Origin of the sequence: Marinobacter sp. F4218 (genome assembly GCF_019443085.1) — a bacterium.
Lineage (GTDB): Bacteria > Pseudomonadota > Gammaproteobacteria > Pseudomonadales > Oleiphilaceae > Marinobacter > Marinobacter albus.
Map to the genome: position 1 here is coordinate 1977805 of NZ_JAHZIL010000003.1, position 18804 is coordinate 1996608.

Consider the following 18804-nt stretch of genomic DNA (forward strand, 5'->3'; position numbering starts at 1 on the left):
TCATGGAAACCAGAACTGACACCCACAGCAAACTCTTCGGTTACCTCCTCTGGATCTTTGGATTCCTCGGTTCCCACCGTTTCTACTACGGCAAACCCATCACCGGCACCATCTGGTTCTTTACCCTGGGCCTGCTCTTCATCGGCTGGATCATCGACCTGTTCCTGATCCCGTCCATGGACCGGGAGGCGGACTTCCGGTTCCGCGAGGGCGAGGTCAGCTACAACATTGGCTGGCTGCTGCTGACCTTCACTGGCGTATTCGGCCTGCACCGGATGTACATGGGTAAATGGATCAGCGGCATCATCTACCTGCTCACCGGCGGCCTGTTCCTGTTGGGTGTGCTCTACGATTTCTGGACCCTGAACGACCAGATTTCCGAACGCAACCGGGAGCATCGGTTCGACTGATCAGATGGAGGCCGCCCGCTCCAGTTCCACCAGGCCGTCCTCCAGGTAGTCGAGCATGCGTTGCAGGCTTGGCAGGGTACGGCGGCAGCCGATCAGGCCGAACTCGACCTGGTCACGGTAGCTGGTCAGGGTCATGTTCAATGCCAGTCGGTCCATGGCGATCGACACCGGATACATGCCTTCCAGCCGGGCGCCGTTCCAGTAGCGGGTCTCTTTGGGCCCGGGAACGTTGGAGATAACCACGTTGAAGGTCTGCCATTTCGGCGCCATCCCGGTGAGCAGGTGGAACGCCGCCGGCGCCAGGATCAGCGCGGTGTAATTGATGATCTCCTCCGAGGACATCTTGGCGTAGCGGTCCTTGGCCAGCTTGACGTCCTGATGAATGTGCATCAGTCGGGCCACCGGATCGATCAGATCGGTGCCCAGGGACGCCAGGATAATGCCGACCTGGTTGCCTTCGGCACTGTCGTCGCGGTGCAGGGAAACCGGCACCATGGCTATCAGCGGCTTGTCAGGCAGGGCATCCTGGTTCATCAGGTAGGTACGCAGCGCACTGGCACACATCGCCATCACCACATCGTTCACGGTCGCGCCAAACGCCTGGCAGACCTGACGAATGCGCTCCATACCGTAAGACTGTGCCGCGAAACGACGGGAGCCGGTGATTTTCTGGTTCAGGATGCTGCGTGGTGCGTGGAAGATGGAGTCGTAGGCTGGATTCTTGCGGGCCTCGTTCACCGTGCGCAGGATTTCCCGTGCCACCGTCGGTAACGTCCCCAACTGTTTCCCGGATTCTCCCAGCAGGTGGGCAATGCTGCGCCAGAGTGTTGCCCGGTCATCGGTCTCCCCGCGGCCGCCCAGCGGCAGATCCCAGATCGGTGGCATGTTCCGTTCCGAGGGATCCGTGCTCAGCATGCGCTGGCCCATGCGCATGGCAGAAACCCCGTCCATCAGCGCATGGTGAACCTTGATGTAGAGCGCGAACTGCCGATCCCTCAGCCCCTCGATCAGATGAAACTCCCAGAGCGGCCGCTCCCGGTCCATCAGGTGTGAATGCTCGGCGGAGACAAAGGTCAGCAGTTCCCGGATTCGCCCGGGCGTGGGCAGCGCCTCGAAGCGAAAATGGTGTTCCAGATCCAGGTGTTCGTCGTGTACCCACACCGGTTGTGCCAGCCGGGTGTCCAGCCGCCGGTCAAAGGGCGCCGTTACCTGGGAGTGTTGGCGCAATTGTTCGGCCAGTTGGGCGACGTAATCATCCGGGGCGTCGTCTGGAAACGAAAACAGCTGCAGGCCACCCACATGCATGGGTTGCTGCCGTTTTTCAAGCCAGAGAAACAGCTGGTCGGTGGGGCTCAGGGGTTTCACGCTGCCATCCTTTTTATTGGTCGTATGCGCAGATAGTAGCGTAATTACCAGCGGCCTTAATTGACCCATTCGCGAATTCGGGGGTTGCCGACGGTCAGGTCTGGTCTAAGGTTCATTTCGTAGTCTTTGATTCAGGCTATCAACCAGATCGGAGGTTTGCGGGTGCGCGAAGCGGGAGGACAGAAAACCAGTACTGCCCTCAGGGGTGCCCGCTGCGGGGTATTGTTGCTGATACTGCAGGTAGCGGCAATGGCCGCGGCGCAGCAGGCGCCCGGGGTGCGGCTCGAAACCGTGTCCCGGGAAGCCATCATCCAGGAGGTGTCGCTCAACGGCACCGTAAACCCGTTGCGGGTGTCCTCAATCTCGCCGGCGGTGGCGGGGCTGCTGGATTCGGTGCGGGTTGAAACCGGTGACCGGGTAGCCCGGGATGATGTGCTGGTCGAGCTCGATGACGAGCAGGCCGTCTACGAACTGGCGGCCGCCAGGGCCGAATCCGATCAGGCCCGGGCGTTGCTGGCGGAAGCGGAGCGGCGGCTCAGGGAAGCCCGCTCGGTGGGGGCCGGACGGAACATTGCCGCCACCGAGGTTCGAAGCCGCGAGAGTGAAGTGGTGGCGGCCCGCGCTGCCCTTGCGCGGCTTCACGCCGTACTCAACCAGATGGAGGCTCGGGTTCGTCGGCATCACGTCCGGGCGCCCTTTGACGGTGTCATCAGCGAGCGCAGCAGTGACCTGGGCGAGTGGGTGACCCCGGGCGACGAACTGCTCCGGCTGGTGGATACCACCAACCTTCGGCTGGATTTCCAGGTACCCCAGGACTATTTCAACCGGCTGGATGAGCGCTCGCAGCTGCTTGTGCGGCAGGGTTCCGACCTTGCTCAGGCGACCATCAACGCCCGGGTTCCGGTAACCGACCCGCAGTCCAGAACCTTCCTGCTTCGGGCGCTGCAGCCGGAAGGCGCCGGGTTCTGGCCTGGCATGGCGGTGCAGGCCGTCCTTCGGGTCAGCACAGGCAAAGAAGGGTTGACCGTTTCTCGGGACGCGATCAATCGCTACCCGGAGGGCCGGGTGACGGTCTGGATCGCCCGGGCCGCCGAGGGTGGAACCTACACCGTGAGTGAGAAACGGATCCGTCTGGGGACCGCCTTCAAGGGGCGGGTCGAGGTGACCGATGGCCTTAGCGGCGGTGAGCAGGTCGTGGTCCGGGGCAACGAGTCGCTCAGTGAGGGCATCACCGTCCGGATTGCCGAGCGGGAGGCGCGTTGATGTTTGCCGGCATCATCCGACACGGCACCCTCGTTGCGGTTATCGCACTGATTGTGGCAATTCTCGGGACGGCGGCTGCGTTCCGGATACCGGTGCAGATGATCCCGGACCTGGAAGTCCGTACCGTGACCGTGGAAACCCGTTGGCCGGGCGCCACGCCCCAGGACATCGAGAAAGAGATCCTGATCGAGCAGGAGCGTTACCTGCGCAATGTGCCGAACCTGAGCCGGATGATGGCGACCTCCGAGAGTGGCTATGCGGAGATCGAGCTGGAGTTTCCGTTCGGTGTCGACATCACCGAAACCCTCATTCAGATCAACAATGCCCTCAGCCAGGTTCCTGATTACCCCCGAAACGTGGATGAACCGCGCATTGTAGCCGCCTCCTTCTCCTCCAATTCGTTCATGTACCTGCGCGTCTCGACCCTGGAAGGCAACCCGCGGGAGCTGGACATCGAGCTGATGCGCGATTTCATTGAAGACCGGGTGCGCCCCCGGATGGAAAGCGTACCCGGGGTGTCCGAGGTGGAAGTCGGTGGCGGCGCTGACCGGCAGATGCAGATCATTGTCGACGCGGCGGCGCTGGCCCAGCGTGGCCTGAGCCTGGTGGAGCTGCGCGATGCGGTTACCGACCGCAACCGGGACATCTCCGGTGGCGAAATCGAGTCCGGCAAGCGCCGCTACCTGCTGCGCACCGTCGGCCGCTTCGACGATATCGAGGCGCTTGAACGGCTGGTGGTGCGGCGCACGGGTGACAGTGTGGTGCGGTTGGCGGACGTTGCCCGGATCGAGCCCGGGCACTCGCGCATCCGGCAACTGGCGAAGATCAATGGCCGCCGGGTGATTGGTCTGCAGGTCCGGCGCGAAAGCGGCTCCAACGTTATCGACATCAAGCACGCGATGATGAACGAGGTGGCGGCCATCAACGAGGAGGTCCTCCGGCCGGCGGGTCTGGTCCTGGAACTGACGGCCGACGATGCCCGCTACGTCGAGGCATCCGTCGCCAACGTCTGGACCAACCTGGGCATAGGCGCGGTGTTCGCCACCCTGGTCATGTACCTGTTTCTTCGTTCCGGACGGGCCACCCTGGCCGGCGTGTGCGGGGTCCCCCTGTGTGCCATCGCAGCCTTCCTCGGCCTGCTGATCACCGGTCGCACCATCAACGTGATCTCGCTGGCGGGCATTGCCTTCGCCATCGGTATGACGGTGGACAACAGCATCGTGGTGCTGGAGAACATCGAACGGCATCGACGGTTGGGCCTGGATCGTTTCGAGTCGGCCCTCAAGGGCGTGAAGGAAGTCTGGCCGGCGGTGCTGGCCTCGACCGCCACCACCATACTGGTCTTCCTGCCGATCCTGTTCATTCAAGAGGAAGCCGGGCAGCTGTATTCCGACGTCGCCATCGCCATTTCGGCCGCCATCCTGGCGTCCATGCTGGTGGCCATCACGGTGATCCCGACGCTCTGCGCCCGGCTCGATTTTGGCCGCGGATCGGTCCAGACCGACCAGTACGGCAATGAGACCGCCGGCGGCTGGGCCACCACCGTGATGGCGGCCGTGCGCTGGCTGGTGGCCGGATCAATGCGCCGCATCCTGGTGATCGCCACGACGGTGCTGGTCAGCGCCTGGGTGATCCTGTTCCTGACGCCACCGGCGGAGTACCTGCCTGAGGGCGAGGAACCCAAGACCTTTGCCGCCATGAGCGCACCGCCCGGCTACAACCTGGACGAAATGGCCGCGATCGGGCAGCAGGTGGAGGACCATTTCCTGCCCCATGTGAATGCGGATGGCGCGGCCTACGCAGCCGGCGAGACCGGCGTTCCACCCATGGCCTACCTGAACCTGCAGATCACGCCCACCGGCCTGAGAATCATCGCGGAGACCCTGGAGCCGACGCACATCGAGGCGTTGATGGACGAGATCACCCGGGTTTACGAGCAGTTTCCGGGCATGCGCGCGTTTGCCGCCAAGGGGTCGATTATTTCCAGCAATGATGGCGGCACCCGCAGCATCAATCTGGATATTTCCGGCCCGGACCTGGTCTCGGTCTATCAGGCCGCCAACGCCGCCTACCGGCGGGCCGAGGCCATTTTCGACAACCCCCGGATCCAGAGCCAGCCGCCCACCTTGTCCCTGGCGCAGCCGCTGATCCAGATCCGCCCGGATTGGGACCGGGCGGCCGAACTGGGCCTGGATACCGAAGCCATCGGTTTCACGGTAGCGTCGCTGACTGAAGGCAGTTACATCGACGATTTCTTCCTCGATGACGACAAGATCGATATCTACCTGTACGGCCGAGAGGGCCGGGGTTCAAAGCTCGCCCGGCTGCCGGATGTCATGGTGCACACTCCGGAAGGCGCCACCCTGCCGCTGTCCAGTGTGGCGGCCATCGAGGAAACCGTGGATACCAGTGTGGTCAGGCGGGTGGACGGTCGGCGAACGGTCACGCTCAACGTGATTCCACCCGGGGATGTCCCGCTGGAAGCCGGCGTGGAACGGGTGCGTACCGAGTTGCTGCAGGCGATGCGAGAGAAAGGCACGCTGCCGGCCAGCGTGAACGTCGACATCTCCGGCGCCAGTGACCAGCTCAACGCCACCCGTGACGCCCTGGCCGGCAACTTCATCATCGCCATAGCGATCGTCTACCTCGTGCTGGTGGCGATCTTTGCGCACTGGGGCTTCCCCCTGCTGATCCTGACCGCGATTCCCCTGGGTGTCGCCGGCGGCATTGTCGGCCTGGCCTTGATGAACCTGGTCGGGGGCCAGCTGCCGTTGCTCGGCCTGCAGCCGCTGCGCCAGCCCTTCGACATGATCACCATGCTGGGTTTCCTGATTCTGATGGGCACGGTGGTGAATAACCCGATTCTGGTGCTGGACCAGGCGCGCCAGAATTTGCGCCACAAGGGCGCCTCGGTGGTGGACGCGGTTACGGATGCGGTCCGCACCCGCCTGCGCCCCATTGCCATGACGACCCTGACCACGCTGTGTGGCCTGTCGCCCCTGGTGTTCCTGCCGGGCGAGGGTACGGAGCTCTATCGTGGTGTGGGGGCGATTGTGCTGTTTGGCCTGGTGGGTGCGGCTATTGTGACGGTGACGTTTCTGCCGGCGCTGACCATTGTTGTTCTGGGCTGGCGGGAGCGTTGGCAGGCTGCTTCGGGGGCTGGCCGGTAGCGGTCTTCTTTGGGGGGTATCGCCGCTTCGGGGGTGCGGTGTCTTTTTTTTGTTTGGGAAAAGGAACTCGCTGCGCTCAGACAGCTTTTTCCTGGCAGAAAAAAGACACCGCACCCCCAAATCGGCTTGTTCGGCTGCTCAGATAGACCGCTTTTCAGGCTACGGCGGATTCTGACTGGTCGATTGGCACTTCCAGACGGATTTTGTCGCCGTCCAACAGCACGGGATAGGTTTTGACCGACACGTTTTCATCTTCCAGGCACTGACCGGTTACCAGGCTGAAGTGTTGTTTGTAGAGCGGTGAGGCAACCACCGGTTCGCCTTTCAGATCACCGGTAATGCCCCGGGCCAGAACGTTAGTGCCGCTGAACGGATCGGTATGGCTGATGGCGAACAGGGCGGGCAGCCGGTGCGGCAGATAGAATACCGCCACCGGTCCGTCGTCAGTCCAGACCGCAATACCGGATTCCGGCACCAGATCCTCAACGGTACAAACTGCGTCCCAACAGGTCCGAGCTTTCATGGTTGTTCTCCTTTAGCTTTGTCTATCTCAGGGTTCCCTGAGTGAGGCGGTATGGGTGTGCTTTTCCGCCGGGAAATAGATGTCTGAGCGCAGCGAGTTCTTTTTCCCAGAGGAAAAGTACTCCCTTGCCGCCACGCTCCTGCACCCAGAAAACAGGCTAGGCTGACTCCAAAACCGGCCGCCGCTGATCCCGTTCGGTCGTCCACTGCTGCACCGGGTCCTTCTGCTCCGGCGCGTTCACAAACTCCCGGAACCGCTTGCGCTTCTCCGGATCCTCCACCGCGGTCTTCCACTCGCACTGGTAGGTGTCGACGATGCCGTCCATGTGCTCGTCCAGTTCCGCACAGATCCCCAGGCTGTCCTCCAGTACTACCTGCTTCAGGTAATCCAGGCCGCCCTCCAGGTTTTCCATCCAGACACTGGTGCGCTGCAGCCGGTCGCCGGTGCGCACGTAGAACATGATTACCCGGTCGATGGTCCGGATCAGTTCCTCGTCCGACAGATCGGTGGCAAACAGGTCGGCGTGGCGCGGGCGCATGCCGCCGTTGCCGCAGACGTAGAGGTTCCAGCCGTTCTCGGTGGCAATGACCCCGAAGTCCTTGCTCTGGGCCTCGGCGCACTCCCGGGTGCAGCCGGACACCGCCATTTTGACCTTGTGCGGCGCGCGCAGGCCCTTGTAGCGGTTCTCCAGGAGGATGGCCATGCCCACGCTGTCCTGGACGCCGTACCGGCACCAGGTGCTCCCGACGCAGGATTTGACCGTCCGCAGGGACTTGCCGTAGGCGTGACCGGTCTCGAAGCCGGCGGCGATGAGTTTTTCCCAGATTTCCGGCAGTTCGCTCAGGGTGGCGCCGAACAGGTCGACCCGCTGGCCGCCGGTGATCTTGGTGTACAGGTTGTACTGCTTGGCCACCTCGCCCAGGACAATCAGCTTGTCCGGGGTGATTTCACCGCCAGGGATGCGCGGCACGATGGAGTAGGTGCCGTTTTTCTGCATGTTGGCCATGAAGGTGTCGTTGGTGTCCTGCAGTGGCACGTGGTCGGTGGCCAGAATGTGGTCGTTCCAGCAGGTGGCCAGGATGGAGGCCACCGTCGGTTTGCAGATGTCGCAGCCGTGGCCCTTGCCGTGCTGGCTGATCAGGGTGCGGAAGGTGCGAATGCCGTTGACCTTGACGAGGTGGAAGAGCTCCTGACGGCTGTACGGGAAGTGCTCGCACAGATCCTTGCTGACCTCGACCCCGCGTTTTTCCAGTTCGCTGTCGACGACATTCTTGAGCAGAGCGGTGCAGCCACCACAGCCGGTACTGGCCTTGGTTTCGGCCTTGACGCTGCCAAGGTCGCCGCAGCCAGCGTCAATGGCGCCGCAGATGTCACCCTTGCTGACGTTGTGGCAGGAGCAGATGGACGCGGTTTCCGGTAACGCATCCGGACCCAATGCCGGGGCGCCGCCCTGGCTTTCCGGCAGGATCAGGGTTTCCGGATTGTCCGGCAGGGTGATGTCGTTCAGGGTGTACTGCAGCAGGGTGTCGTAATGGCTGTTGTCGCCCACCAGGATGGCGCCCAGCAGGGTCTTGCCGTCCTCGCTGATCACCATGCGGCGGTAATGCCCAGCCTGTTCGTCGTTGAAGCGGATGTTGCGCGCCCCTGGGGTCTGGGCGTGGGCATCGCCGATGGAGCCGACATCCACGCCAAGGAGTTTGAGCTTGGTGCTCATGTCGGCGCCGGTGAAAGCGGCCTCGGCATCGCCGTTCAGCACCGAGGCCAGGGTGCGGGCCATAGTATAGCCGGGTGCGACCAGGCCGAAGATCCGCTGGTCCCAGAGGGCGCACTCGCCGATGGCGTGGATGTGCGGATCCGAGGTGGTGCACTGGTCGTTGACGACGATGCCACCGCGTTCACCGATCTCCAGGCCGCTGGACCGGGCCAGGGCGTCCTGGGGGCGGATACCGGCGGAGAACACGATCAGGTCGGTTTCCAGGTGGCTGTCATCGCTGAAGTTCATGCGCAGGCGAGCATCCACGCCTTCCACGATGGCGGTGGTCGCTTTCTCGGTATGAACCTGCACACCGAGCTCTTCGATCTTGTGGCGCAGCAGCGCGCCGCCGTCGGTATCCAGCTGCACCGGCATCAGCCGGGGCGCGAACTCCACCACATGCGCCTGCAGGCCGAGGCTTTTCAGGGCGTTGGCGGCCTCGAGGCCGAGCAGGCCACCGCCGACCACCACGCCGGATTTGCCGCTCTGGGCACTGGCCCGGATGGCGTCCAGGTCCTCAAGGGTCCGGTACACGAAACAGTGCGGGTGCTCGCGACCCTCGATGGGCGGTACGAACGGGTAGGAGCCGGTGGCCAGCACCAGTTCGTCGTAACGGTACTGCCCTTTGGGCGTGGTCACTGTGCGCTGGTCACGGTCAAGGCTGGTGACCGCCTCGTTCAGACGCAGCTGGATGCCCTGTTCGGTGTACCAGTCCGCAGTCCCCATGGCGAGATCGGCGTGGGTCGAGCCGGCGAAGTATTCGGACAGGTGGACCCGGTCATAGGCCAGCTGCTTCTCCTCACCGAAGACGATAATCTCGTAGTCGGAGGCCGAGGGGGTGGCAACGAATTGTTCCAGGAAGTGATGGCCCACCATGCCATTGCCAATCACGATCAGGGTTTTCTTGCTCATGGGTATGTCCTCTCTCCTGGGTGGCGGCTCAGGCCGCCACCTCGCAAAATTGCCTGCCAAAGGGCAGTTGCGCCCGGAACCGGGCAATGTTGGCGTTCTCGGTGATCAGTTCCTGATACCAGGGGCCCTGGCCGGTGTCGCCAACCAGAATGGCGCCGACCAGGCGGTTCTCGCGGATCATCAGATGGCTGTAACCGCCGGTTTCGAAGTCCTGCCAGATCAGGGATTCGGTGCTGTCGTCCGGGGCTTGCAGGCCGCAGGAGAAGACCGGAACGTCGCTGATCTTGAGTCGGGTGGCGAGCACCGAACTCCGGTAGCTGGCGCTGCTGGTTTCATCGGTAAGTACCTGGGCCAGCACCCTGGCATGCTGGTATCCGGGTTCAACCAGGCCGAAGGTCTCGCTCTCCAGCTCACAGCATTCCCCCAGGGCATGGATGTTTGGATCGCTGGTGCGCAGTTGCCGGTTCACCCGGATGCCACGGCCACAGTCCAGGCCTGCCGCTTCCGCCAGTTCCCGGTTCGGCACGATACCGGTGGCGACGACCACCAGGTCGGTACTGATGACGGTCTGATCGTTCAGCTGCACCGCCCGAACGCTGTCCCGACCCAGAAACTGGACCGGAGCGGTCGATGTCAGAATGTCCATGCCCTTAGACGTCAGGGCGTCGGCGAGCAGGTTGCCGCCGGTGGGGTCCAGTTGCCTGTTCAGCAGGTGCCCGCTGCGATGAAGGACGGTCACGGCTACCCCCCGACGCAGCAGGCCGGCGGCAGCCTCCAGACCGAGAAAGCCGCCCCCTACCACCACCGCCCGTTGCCGGGTCCGGCTCTGCTCAATCAGGTGGCAGGTGTCATTGAAGTCCCGAAACTGGGTAACCCCGCGCAGGTCCTCCCCGGGAATGCCGAGCTGTCCGGGCCGGGATCCGGTGGCGATCACCAGTCGGTCGTACCGCTGGACGCGCCCGGTGGTGGTTGTCACGGTTTGGCCCTGACGGTCGATGGCCCGGACCGACTCGCCGCCATGGACCTGAATGCCGTGGCGGCTGAACCAGTCCCCGGGTTTGAGGGTCAGGCTGTCCTCGTCGGCATCGCCACTCAGCAGTGCCGACAGCTGGATCCGGTTATAGGCCGGACGGGATTCCCCGTTGAAGACAACAATGTTCAGACGGGGCGCAGGATCCCGGGCCACCAGCTCCTCCAGGAATCGTTGTGCCACCATGCCATGGCCACAGACGACCAGAGTGCGTTCCCTGTTCCGGGTCATACCTGCTCCTCTTACTTTCCGAACAAACAAAAAAAGCCGGAGCATCTCATCCCCGTGGGGGAATCGATGGTCCGGCGCCAATGCCAACAACTATGATCTGATGGTCCGGCCCAATCCATGGCCGGGACGTTCGTCCTTGGTTTTGGCTAAGCGATCTTCGTGCCACTTTTTTAAGGCTATTAAAATCAGTTGGATACGTACTAATGGGGGCGGAAGGGTCGGGGAAACACGGAATCGGTTGCCCTGTACTGGGGCGGATTGCACGACTTTGAGGCTTTTGCTGGCGCGGTAATTGCTGAGTTATTCGGTATCGAGAAAGTACGGCTACGTGCCGGGAGTCACGCCATGAACACCAGTCGAAAGCAGCAAGCCCCCACTCCGCCCTCTGCGGCGGATTACCTGATTGCCTCGCGGCAGTGTGAGTTGATGAACCTTCAGTATTTCCTGCAAATGGGCAAGGTGGTCCAGAGCATCAGCAATCTGGTGCACGGACTGCAGCGGGAACGGGGAGCGTCCAACGTGTTCCTCGGGTCCGGGGGCGAGAAGTTCGTGAACGAGCGGCGCGCAACGATCGCCGAATCGGAGCGCCTGGCCGGTATCTTCGAACAGGCCCTGGCGGAAGTGCACGAGGAGCTGACGGCCCACCCGGTCAGCAGTCACCTGCTGAACCACATCGCCAGCGCCCTGCACGGGCTGGAGGAATTGCCGGCACTGAGGGCGGGGGTTGAAAGCCGGGGCTTGTCCGCGGCGGAAGCCACCGAAGCCTATTCCGGTCTGATCCACGAGTTCATCACCGTGGTTTTCGAGGCCGCGGACACCGCGGTCGATCCCTCCATTGCCGGCTTGCTGGTGGCGATGGTGCATCTGATGAACGGTAAGGAATTCTGTGGCCAGGAGCGGGCGGTGGGGTCCGCCGGATTTTCCAGTGGCGGCTTTGACGGCGCACTATCGAAGCGCATGATGCACCTTGTTGAGGCGCAGGAGCGCTGTTTTGAGGTGTTTGTCAGTTTCTCCGACGGCCAGAGTCGCGAATTGTGGCAGACCCTGCGTGCGAATGACCGCGAGGTCGAGATCGAGCGGTTGCGCCAGCTCGGCTGTTCGGTGGGGCGTTACAAGTCGCTGGATCCGGAATTGGCGGACCACTGGTTCAGGCTGATGTCAGAGCGTATGGACGAGCTCAAGACAGTGGAAGATGCAGTGGAAGGCAGCTTTCATACCCGCTGTGTGGAACGTTTCGCCGAGGCGCGCAATTCCCTGGCGCATCAGGAAACCCTGATCGCCTCACTGGACCAACAGGACACGCCCTCCCAGCCGCTACTGGTGTTGTGCGATTCCGGCGACGATGCCCGGGCGGGCGAATCCTGGAACAGTGACGGGGTGGGTCAGCAGTTTGGTCGGTCCATATTCGACCTGGTGCAGGAGCAGACCCGCCGGCTTCAGCAGATGAATGACGAACTGCAGAGCGCCAAGGAAGCGCTGGAAGACCGGAAAACCCAGGAGAAGGCGGTGTTGTTGCTGATGGATCATCGCAAGATCGACAACGACGAGGCCCACCGGGTGTTGCGGAAACTGGCCATGGATCAGGGCAAGAAGCTGCCCGAGGTAGCCCGGGCCCTGGTCTCCATGGCCGATGTTCTGAAGTAAGGAGGAACTGCTCAGGCCCTTGCGGCCTGGGCAGAGTTCGTCTCCGGGGTTGTCTCAGCAGGCTGGCTGCCTCGTCGGGGCGCAATATGCTCCAGCTTGCGCTGCTTCTCGTAAAGGAATTTCAGGACCTCCTGCCGGTAATGCACGTAGGTCGGATCGTCGGCCAGGGTGACACGGTTCCTGGGTCGGGGCAGGTCGATGTGCAGATCCTCGCCAACGGTGGCCGCCGGGCCGTTGGTCATCATGATGATGCGATCAGACAGCAGTACTGCCTCATCGACGTCGTGGGTAATCATGATCACCGTGTTGTTCAGCTCCTGCTGGATATCCATCAGCGAATCCTGCAGATGAGCCCGGGTCAGGGCATCCAGCGCCCCGAACGGCTCGTCCATCAGCAACACGCTGGGTTTCATGGCCAGGGCCCGGGCAATGCCCACCCGCTGGGCCATACCCCCGGAAATTTCCCCCGGCCGCTTGTTGGCGGCGTGGGCCATGTTGACCAGTTCCAGGTTGTGATGGATCCAGTCCCGGCGTTCCTGTTTCGCCATGGATTTTCGGAACACCTGCTGCACCGCCAGTTCCACGTTTTCGTACACCGTCAGCCAGGGCATCAGTGCGTGGTTCTGGAACACCACCGCCCGTTCCGGGCCGGGTGAATTGACTTCATGGCCGTCCAGCACGCAGCCCCCCTTGGTGGCCTGCAGCAGGCCGGCGACGATGTTCAGGACCGTGGATTTTCCGCAACCCGAGTGGCCAATCAGGGACACGAATTCGCCCTTCTTGATCTTCAGGCCGACGTTGTCCAGGGCCACGAAGGGGCCCTTCGGGGTATCGAAGGCCATTTCGACCCCGGTCAGTTCCAAATGCGCTTTAGTCATGATCATCTCCGTTATTCGTTCCAGGCGACTTTCTTCTGGATCAGCAGCATGATGCGATCCAGCAGGAAGCCGATAAACCCGATGGCCAGTACCGCCACCATGATCCGGCTCAGGGACTGACTGCTGCCATTCTGGAATTCGTCCCAGACGAATTTGCCCAGGCCCGGGCTCTGGGCCAGCATTTCGGCCGCAATCAACACCATCCAGGCAATGCCCAGGGACACCCGAAGGCCGGTGAAGATCATCGGGACCGAGGATGGCAGGACGACCCTCCGGACGTGGGTCCAGAACGACAGCCGCAGCACCCGGGATACGTTCAGCAGATCCGGATTCACGGCCGCGACGCCGACGCTGGTGTTGATCAGGGTGGGCCACAGGCTGCACAGGGTCACCGTGATCATCGAGGTCAGGAACGACTTTTCGAACATCGGATCGTCACTGACGTAGGTGGCGGATACCACCATGGTGACCAGCGGCAGCCAGGCCAGGGGCGACACCGGCTTGAAGATCTGGATCAGGGGATTGACCGCAGCCTGGAAATAGCGGTTCAGGCCGAACACGATGCCCAGGGGTACGGCAATGATCGTGGCCAGTATGAAGCCCGCCAGCACGGTAATGAGGCTGGTGACGACTTGATCCAGAAACGTCGGAGCTCCGGGGTAGTCACGGATTTTGACCTCGGCTTCAGGGTTGTCGGCCAGGATCCGGGCGTTGCGCTCCTCCTGCATGGTCACGAACTGGTCCGCCCGTGCCCGCTGGTTCGCGTGTTCCTGCCACAGCTGTCCACCCTGCTCCCAGACCTGCGCGGGCCCGGGGAAGGTGCCCAGGGATGTGTCCACCTGGGGCGCGGCCAGATGCCAGAAGCCGAGAAAAATCAGAATGCCTATGGTCGGCAGCAGCAGCTGTTTGCCGCCCTGGGCCAGCTCGGCGCCGGTAAACCGGTCAGCCAGTAGTTTCAGCCAGCCGGATGCGCCGGTTCTGGAAGTGGGGGTGGTTAACGTACTCATGTCGTTCTCCTGGGTACTCCCGGTTACGGTGTGTCGGAGCCTTTCAGGCCAATCTCGAAGCTGTCGATATAGGCGTTGGGCTTGCGCGGTGTGAACGCGACGCCATCAATCAGCTCGCCCTGGTCCGGGCGGGCGAAGTTTTCCTGGCTGAAGTCGGGGAAATCCTCCGCATTCATCAGGCCATCTTCGATCAGGGATTTGGCCGCTTCGGCATAGATGTCGCCACGGTAGACCTGGGCGGCGGTCTTCATGTACCAGTCGTCCGACTTGGCTTCCGGAATCTGTCCCCAGCGACGCATCTGCGAGAGGTACCAGATGGCGTCAGACGGGTACGGGTAGGTGGCGTGGTAGCGGAAGAACACGTTGAAGTCGGGTACCTCGCGGATATCGCCTTTCTCGTACTCGAAGGTGCCGGTCATGGAATTGGCGATGACCTCGGCATCGGCGCCGACGTAACTGGGACGGGCCAGGATCTCGACCGCTTCCTCCCGGTTGGCGTTGTTGTTCTCATCCAGCCAGTGCGCGGCGCGGATCAGGGCACGCAGCAGGTGCAGGTGGGTATTGGGGTTCTCCTCGGCCCAGGTCTGGGTGACGCCGAAGACCTTCTCCGGGTTGTTCGGCCAGATCTCGTAGTCGGTAATGACCGGTACCCCGATGCCCTTGAACACAGCCTGCTGGTTCCAGGGTTCGCCGACGCAGTAGCCCTGGATGGTGCCAGCTTCCATGGTAGCCGGCATTTGCGGTGGTGGCGTGACCGACAGATGCACGTCGGCGTCCAGGGTGCCGCTGGTGTCGCCGCGCTGGGGCGCGTAGTAGCCCGGATTCAGGCCCCCGGCGGCGAGCCAGTAACGCAGCTCGTAATTGTGGGTGGAGACCGGGAACACCATGCCCATACGGAAACGTTCGCCCTTGGCCCGGGATTCCTCCACCACCGGTTTCAGCGCGCTGGCGCTGATGGGATGCACGGGTTTGCCATCCTGCTCGGGGATGTGCTGGCTCATGGTTTCCCAGACGTCGTTGGAAACGGTAATGCCGTTGCCGTTCAGGTCCATGCTGAAGGCGGTGATGATGTCGGCCTGGGTACCGTAACCGATGGAGGCACCCAGAGGCTGGCCGGCCAGCATGTGGGCGCCGTCCAGTTCACCGGTAATCACACGATCGAGCAGGACCTTCCAGTTGGCCTGGGCTTCCAGTTCGACGAACAGGCCTTCGTCCATAAAGAAGCCCTGCTCCCAGGCCACGGCCAGCGGGGCCATGTCCGTCAGTTTGATGAAGCCAAGTTTCAGGTCCGGCTTTTCCGGCGCGCCAATTTCTGCCTGGGCCATGCTGGCGCCGGTCAGCAGCGAGACCGCGGCGGCCAGCCCGGCCAGCTGTCGGAGTGTTCCGGTGACGGTTGTCAGGGATGTCTTCATGGTTCCTTACCTCGCGATGTTCTTTCAGGCAAAAAAAAGCGCCTGCTCTCCGTTGCCGGAAAGCAGGCGCCGATGCCTGTCGAATCTGTGATGTTCTCGAATGTTCACGGATAGGGTTTGCACAGCCTGTGCCAGTGATCAAAAAGACTGCGAAAACAGTAGGTAAGAAAATCCATGTGGGTACAGAGGCTGTTCTGGCGACGGTCGCGCCGGGTTGTTTTAGTGCATGTTGATGGTTTTCTGCACCATTGTGGCCCTGCCTGCGCGGGCTTCGATGCGAGCGCCAGTCGGAGATCATGCCGAGCCCGGGCCCCGGGGCGGCATGGACACAGGCCTGGAGCATCATTACCCCGCTCAGGGCAGCACTGGCCCTGTTATTGCACCGTGAACTGCCAGCACTACTGACCAAATATTGAAACCAGGCAAAGAAGCCCCTCCACTGCCCGCCGGACCACCCGTGAGCAGTCGAGGGGCTTTTTGTTGGTGAGCCAAGAGGACGAGACGTGGATACCAAGCTTCACTCCGCAACCGGGATTCAGACCACCTGCCCTTATTGTGGCGTTGGCTGCGGTGTTGCCGCGCGCCCCGACGGAGTCACCGGCGATCAGGATCATCCGGCGAACCAGGGTCGCCTGTGTGTCAAAGGCTCTGCACTGCATGAAACCTTGGTGCCAGCCGGCCGGCTGCTGACGCCCAGGGTGGCGGGTGAGGACCGCAGCTGGCCAGACGCGCTGGAGGCGGTGTCCGGGGCCATCCGTGAGGCCGTCGCCACGCACGGGCCCGGGTCGGTGGCCTTCTACCTTTCCGGACAGTTGCTGACCGAGGATTATTACGTGGCCAACAAACTGGCCAAGGGGTTTATCGGCACGCCCCATGTGGATACCAACTCCCGGCTTTGCATGTCCTCGGCGGTGGCGGCCCACAAGCGGGCCTTTGGCGAGGACTGCGTGCCGGGCTGTTACGAGGATTTCGAGTTGGCGGACCTGCTGGTACTGGCCGGCAGCAATGCGGCCTGGGCCCATCCGGTGCTGTATCAGCGGATGAAGGCGGCGGGCCGGACCGGACGGCGGGTGGTGGTGATTGATCCCCGCCGTACCGCCACCGCCGAGCTGGCGGACCTGCACCTGAAACTGAAGCCGGGCACCGACACCATCCTGTTTAACGGGCTGCTGGTGTGGCTGGCCAGGCACAGGGCCGTCGACCATGACTATGTCGCCCGCCACTGCCAGGGTTATGACGCATCCCTCGAGGCTGCCCTTGAGGCGGCGCCCTCGGTGAGTTCCGTTGCCCAACAGTGTGATCTGCCGGTTGGCGATGTCGAGAGTTTCTATCGCTGGTTCGCGGAGACCCCGCGCACGGTGACCGGGTTTTCCCAGGGCATCAACCAGGCGCTGGCCGGCACCGATAAATGCAATGCCATCATTAACTGCCACCTGGCGACCGGCCGGGTCGGATTGCCCGGTGCCGGTCCATTTTCGCTCACGGGGCAGCCCAATGCCATGGGCGGACGAGAGGTGGGTGGCCTGGCCAACACCCTGGCGGCGCACATGGATTACGACAGCCCGGGTGCCCGGAGGAACGTGGCCCGATTCTGGGGCGCAGACGCGGTGCCCGAGAGCCCGGGCCTGAAGGCGGTGGATCTGTTTGAGGCGGTGCATCGGGGCGACATCAAGGTACTGTGGATCATGGGCACCAATCCTGCGGTCAGTCTGCCCCGCTCGGCGCGGGTACGCGAGGCTTTGGCCCGCTGTCCCACGGTGATTGTGTCCGACTGCATGGCGGAAACGGACACCACCGCATTTGCCGACATTCTGCTGCCGGCAGCCGGTTGGGGAGAGAAAAACGGGACGGTGACCAACTCGGAGCGTTGTATCTCGCGCCAGCGTTCGTTCCTGCCGTTGCCCGGAGAGGTACGGCCTGACTGGTGGATACTGAGCGCCGTGGGCCGGGCCCTGGGCCATGGTCAGGCCTTTGATTACCAGACGCCGGCGGAGATCTTCCGGGAGCATGCGGCGCTGTCCGGTCTGGCAGCCCGCGAGGCCTACGGGCAGCGAAAATTCGATATTGGTGCCCTGGGTGAGCTGACGGAAGCCGACTATGACCGGTTGGCGCCGGTGCAATGGCCCCTGGCCGTAGATGCGGCGGGGAACCTGTCTGGTACCCGCCGGCTGTATTCCGATGGCGCCTTTTCAACCGCGAACGGGCGGGCCTGTCTGGTGCCGGTGGCCACGATTGCCCCGGGACAGGCGCCGACGCAGAGCCATCCGCTGGTGGTGAACACCGGCCGGATCCGCGATCAGTGGCACACCATGACCCGGACCGCACTGGCCCCGCGCCTGCTGGCGCATCGCCAGGAACCCTTTATCGAGGTGCACCCTTCGGATGCCGAGCGGTTGAAGCTTCGGGAGGGTGAACTGGGCCGGCTCACCGGCCCGGACGCTGGTGTTTACGTCGGCCGGATCCGGATCACTCCGGATCAGAGGCCGGGTGAGGTGTTTGTGCCTATCCACTGGAACGACCGGTTTGCCTCGCAGGGCATAGCAACCAGCCTGATGAAGCCAGTGACCGACCCGTTCTCTGGACAACCGGAGGGCAAACACGGGGTGGCCAGGCTGCAGCCGGCGCCGAGCCGTTGGCACGCAAGATTAATGCGGCGTCCGGGCCACGACTGGCAGCCGGATCAGGCCCGTCCGGACGGTTACTGGAGCCGGCAACCGCTGGGCCACAGTCAGAGCTGGTGGCTGGCGGGCTACCAGCCGGTGGACTGGGCGCGCGAGGTCGAAGCCTGGCTGGGGGGTGCGCCCCAGGTACTGATGGGGGACCCCGCCTGCGGTCGTTTCCGTGCGGCCCGGATTCTGGATGGCCAGTTGCAGGCGGTTCTGCTGGTCGACACAGCCGCCGCCGACTTGCCGGATCTGGCCTGGCTGGATGAGTGTTTTGGAGCCGAGCGGCTAAGCCGTGAACAGCGCCAGTGTCTGCTCGCGGCCCGGTCGGTGGAGACCGAAGACGCCGGTGCGATGGTGTGCAGCTGTTTCCAGGTCGGTGAAAAACAGATCGAGAGTGCCATCCGTTCGGGCCAGGACAGTGTTGAAGCTCTGGGCGAGGCGCTGAAGTGTGGTACTAATTGCGGCTCCTGTGTCCCGGAACTGCGCAGTTTGTTGACGGAAACTCTGCCGCAGCGGGCGCAGGTGGCGTCCTGACGGGGT

The 18804-nt window shown here is 63.0% G+C and carries 12 protein-coding genes; 5 read left to right on the forward strand and 7 right to left on the reverse strand.

The window, feature by feature from the left end:
* Positions 1-2 precede the first annotated feature (2 nt).
* Positions 3-410, forward strand: a complete 408-nt coding sequence (locus tag K0B93_RS13055) for an NINE protein (protein WP_219867623.1) — start codon at positions 3-5, stop codon at positions 408-410.
* Here the strand turns inward: K0B93_RS13055 and K0B93_RS13060 are convergent, their stop codons facing one another.
* Positions 411-1775, reverse strand: coding sequence for a WS/DGAT/MGAT family O-acyltransferase (locus K0B93_RS13060; RefSeq protein ID WP_219867624.1), 1365 nt, complete (start codon positions 1773-1775; stop codon positions 411-413). It abuts the gene before it with no gap.
* Positions 1776-1937: 162 nt separating this feature from the next.
* Between K0B93_RS13060 and K0B93_RS13065 the strand changes: the two genes are divergently transcribed.
* The gene (locus tag K0B93_RS13065) at positions 1938-3038 is read left to right on the forward strand and encodes an efflux RND transporter periplasmic adaptor subunit (protein ID WP_324125059.1); all 1101 of its coding nucleotides are present in this window, start codon (positions 1938-1940) and stop codon (positions 3036-3038) included.
* Positions 3038-6208, forward strand: a complete 3171-nt coding sequence (locus K0B93_RS13070; protein WP_219867625.1) for an efflux RND transporter permease subunit — start codon at positions 3038-3040, stop codon at positions 6206-6208. The genes K0B93_RS13065 and K0B93_RS13070 overlap by 1 nt, the downstream gene beginning before the upstream one ends.
* A gap of 154 nt (positions 6209-6362) precedes the next feature.
* Here the strand turns inward: K0B93_RS13070 and nirD are convergent, their stop codons facing one another.
* From nirD to K0B93_RS13085, 3 genes are all read right to left on the reverse strand, one after another.
* Complete coding sequence (gene nirD, locus K0B93_RS13075) at positions 6363-6731, reverse strand: nitrite reductase small subunit NirD (protein WP_219867626.1); 369 nt, start codon at positions 6729-6731, stop codon at positions 6363-6365.
* 157 nt (positions 6732-6888) lie between these two features.
* A complete protein-coding gene (gene nirB / locus K0B93_RS13080; protein WP_219867627.1) occupies positions 6889-9396 on the reverse strand; it encodes a nitrite reductase large subunit NirB in 2508 nt (835 codons plus the stop codon).
* Between the two features lie 28 nt (positions 9397-9424).
* Positions 9425-10657 carry an NAD(P)/FAD-dependent oxidoreductase gene (locus tag K0B93_RS13085; protein WP_219867628.1) on the reverse strand — a complete coding sequence of 411 codons (1233 nt, stop codon included), beginning with the start codon at positions 10655-10657 and terminating at the stop codon, positions 9425-9427.
* Between the two features lie 345 nt (positions 10658-11002).
* Between K0B93_RS13085 and K0B93_RS13090 the strand changes: the two genes are divergently transcribed.
* A complete protein-coding gene (locus K0B93_RS13090) occupies positions 11003-12301 on the forward strand; it encodes a nitrate- and nitrite sensing domain-containing protein (RefSeq protein WP_219867629.1) in 1299 nt (432 codons plus the stop codon).
* Positions 12302-12312: 11 nt separating this feature from the next.
* Here K0B93_RS13090 and K0B93_RS13095 read toward each other — a convergent pair whose 3' ends face one another.
* Genes K0B93_RS13095 through K0B93_RS13105 form a run of 3 tightly spaced genes read right to left on the reverse strand, consistent with a single transcriptional unit; the run spans position 12313 to position 15511 of the window.
* Positions 12313-13179 (reverse strand): ABC transporter ATP-binding protein, encoded by an 867-nt coding sequence (locus K0B93_RS13095; RefSeq protein WP_219867630.1) that lies wholly within the window; start codon positions 13177-13179, stop codon positions 12313-12315.
* A gap of 11 nt (positions 13180-13190) precedes the next feature.
* On the reverse strand, positions 13191-14186 hold the full coding sequence (locus K0B93_RS13100) for an ABC transporter permease (RefSeq protein WP_219867631.1): 996 nt from the start codon (positions 14184-14186) through the stop codon (positions 13191-13193).
* Positions 14187-14209: 23 nt separating this feature from the next.
* Complete coding sequence (locus tag K0B93_RS13105; RefSeq protein ID WP_228743527.1) at positions 14210-15511, reverse strand: CmpA/NrtA family ABC transporter substrate-binding protein; 1302 nt, start codon at positions 15509-15511, stop codon at positions 14210-14212.
* 590 nt (positions 15512-16101) lie between these two features.
* Here K0B93_RS13105 and K0B93_RS13110 point away from each other — a divergent pair.
* Positions 16102-18798, forward strand: a complete 2697-nt coding sequence (locus tag K0B93_RS13110) for a molybdopterin-dependent oxidoreductase (protein WP_324125066.1) — start codon at positions 16102-16104, stop codon at positions 18796-18798.
* The last annotated feature ends 6 nt before the right edge of the window (positions 18799-18804 follow it).